This window comes from Nocardia sp. NPDC058497, from assembly GCF_042720195.1.
Taxonomy (GTDB): domain Bacteria; phylum Actinomycetota; class Actinomycetes; order Mycobacteriales; family Mycobacteriaceae; genus Nocardia.
The window spans coordinates 1-2,538 of the sequence record NZ_JBHXMY010000736.1 but is presented as its reverse complement, the minus strand read 5'-3'; the positions used below and the strand labels follow the sequence as shown (position 1 = coordinate 2,538).

Below are 2,538 nucleotides of genomic sequence, written 5' to 3'. Positions count from 1 at the left end.
CAGGCAGATCGCGGCGAATAGCCAGGTTGGATACCTCTTCGATCTCGCTGCGGGTCTCACGTGACAGAGCGCCGGTCCAGGAGTAGTCCAGTCGAAGGTAGCCGGGTTTGTTGTAGGAGCCGCTCTGTAGGGCGGTCGGGCCGAGGACCTGGCGCAGCGCGGCGTGAACGATGTGTGTCCCGGAATGAGCTTGCCGGGCACCGATGCGCCACTCTGGATCGACTTTGGCGACGACCTGCTGTCCCTCGGTCACGTCACCGTTTCGGACGCGTACTTGGTGGACCCACAGTTTGCGTGCGACCTTCTGTACGTCGAGTACATCCAGCTCGGCATCACCGGCGACGATGAAGCCGGCATCGCTCTCCTGACCGCCGGATTCGGCGTAGAGCGGTGTGCGGTCGAGAACGATCTCGACGACGTCACCTTCGGTCGCGGCGGCAACGCGCTCACCATCACGGATCAGACCGCGGATGACGGCCTCGGATTCGAGTTCGGTGTAGCCCGTGAATTCGGTGGGGCCGATAGCGAGCAGGTCGCGGTAGACACCGCTGTCGCCCGTTCCACCGGTCTTTCGTCTCACCGCGTCGGCCTTGGCTCGCGCACGCTGCTCTTCCATCAGCCTGCGGAAACCGGTCTCGTCTACCGTCAAACCCGCCTCGGCCGCCATCTCCAGGGTGATATCGATGGGAAAGCCGTAGGTGTCGTGGAGTTGAAAGGCTTTGTCACCTGGCAGGACAAGACGATCGCTGTCGCGAACTTCGGCAGCCGCCAGATCGAAGATCGTGGTCCCCGCCTTCAAGGTCTGGGCGAATACCGATTCCTCAGCCACAGCAATTCGGTCGATTCGCTCGTGCCCGCTCACCAGTTCGGGGTAGGCAGTGCCCATGACCTGAATCGTCTTCGCGACGAGTTCGTGAACCACGGGGTCGACGGTGCCGAGCAGACGCATCATGCGGACAGCGCGTCGCAGAATGCGCCGCAGGACGTAGCCGCGGCCATCGTTGGACGGCGTGACGCCATCGCCGATCAACATCACGCTGGTCAGGATGTGATCGGCGACGACGCGCAGTGAGACGTCGTTCTGGACACTGGCACCGTATTCGGCGCCGCTGAGAGCCGCTGCCAGGTCGAGGATTTGACGAGTCGTGTCGATGTCGAAGATCGTGGGGACATCCTGGAGCAGCGCGGCCATCCGTTCGAGCCCGAACCCGGTGTCGATGTTCTTCGAGGGCAGATCCCCGAGGATCGGGTAACCCTCTTTGGCTGGTCCTTCTCCTCGGATGTTCTGCATGAACACCAGGTTCCAGATCTCCAGGTAGCGCTCGTCGTTCGCGACGGGGCCGCCGTCACGACCGAACGCGGGACCCCGGTCGAAACAAATCTCCGAGCACGGACCGCATGGCCCCGGCACTCCCATCGACCAGAAGTTCTCGGACATCCCGAGGCGTTGGATTCGCTCGGCCGGCACACCGATTTCGTTGCGCCAGATGTGTTCGGCCTCGTCGTCGTCGAGGTACACCGTCACCCACAGCTTGTCCTCGGGCAGGCCGAGGCCGCCGTCGGAGATCGATGTGGTCATGAACTCCCAGGCGAACGGGATCGCCTTCTCTTTGAAATAGTCTCCGAAGGAGAAGTTGCCGAACATCTGGAAGAACGAGCCGTGGCGACTGGTCTTGCCGACTTCTTCGATGTCGACGGTTCGGACGCACTTCTGCAGGCTGGTGGCCCGCTTGTAGGGCGGTGGGGCCTCGCCCAGGAAGTACGGCTTGAACGGTGCCATGCCGGCGTTGATCAGCAGCAGGGTCGGGTCGTCAGCGATCAGCGGTGCGGAGGGCACCACCGTGTGACCGCGATTCTCGAAGAACCGAAGGGCACGGCTACTGATGTCGGCCGAGTGCATATACGCCTTCCTAGGGTGGATGTGGATTGGCTGCGGCTCGTGCCAGCAGCAGTTGGAGCTTGGGTGATGGGTAATGCTGTCAGTGCCAGGCTGGCTGGTCCAGTGGTTTTCACGTGCCCTGAACAGCGGATATCCGGCTGTTCAGGGCTTCGTGATGCCCAATCACCCGTCGGCGAGTCCGCCTCGGCTGTCGAGCTGAGCCAGGACGGAGGGACCGACTTGGTCCGGCGCCGTGAGTACCAAGTCGACGCCTTCGCGCCGCAGAGCGGCCTCGCCAGCCATTCCCCAGCTCGCGCCGACGGTGATGACTCCGGCAGCCCGCCCCGCTCTCACGTCGGTTGTTCGATCTCCGATGAAGAATGTCCGTTCAGGAGGGACCTCGAGCCGCGCACAGGCGGCCAGGATCCCATCCGGGGCAGGCTTGGCCGGCGCGTCTTCGTGAGCGATGACGACGTCGACAAGATCGGTTACCTCGGGTGGGACCAGGTAGCGGAGTCGACCGCGAGCCTGGGCGGTAACGATGCCCAATCCGATACCGGCCTTCGCCAGAGTTGCCATGCCCGCCACGACGACGCTGAAAACCCGTAGCTCTCCGATCGCGTGTGATAGTGCTTCGACGAAGTGGCAGTCATAGACCC

Annotated in this window: 2 protein-coding genes; both read right to left on the bottom strand. The window is 63.3% G+C overall.

The window, feature by feature from the left end; genetic code table 11:
• A partial coding sequence (gene alaS / locus ACFWPJ_RS30240) for an alanine--tRNA ligase (RefSeq protein WP_378856532.1) occupies positions 1 to 1,900 on the bottom strand: 1,900 nt, incomplete at its 3' end.
• A 162-nt stretch (positions 1,901 to 2,062) separates the two neighbouring features.
• A partial coding sequence (locus ACFWPJ_RS30235) for an HAD family hydrolase (protein WP_378856530.1) occupies positions 2,063 to 2,538 on the bottom strand: 476 nt, incomplete at its 5' end.